The following is a 239-nucleotide window of genomic DNA, read 5'->3' on the forward strand; positions in this document are numbered from 1 at the left end:
GTAGAGGTTTTCCAACCGCTTGCGGGTATCGAGAATCAGCCGGACAATCTGGTCACGCTGCTGCAACGCTGCATCACCGACGGGCGCCAGGCCACGGGCCGCCCGCCATTGACGCGTACCTTCCTGCTCGACGAAGGAGGCGAATGATTCATTGAATTCAGTATCGTCTTTCACATAGAAACGCTGGTGGGCCAGTTCGTGAAAGATCAATGTCGCCAGGCGCTCGTCGCCCCAGTTCA

General features: G+C 57.7%; 1 protein-coding gene. It reads right to left on the reverse strand.

The genetic code is table 11. From position 1 onward, the window contains the following. Positions 1-239 (reverse strand): aminopeptidase (locus AC0L20_RS41765; RefSeq protein ID WP_473295955.1); only part of this gene is annotated, 239 nt, incomplete at both ends.

It is taken from the genome of Bradyrhizobium sp. Kon58 (assembly GCF_055807455.1).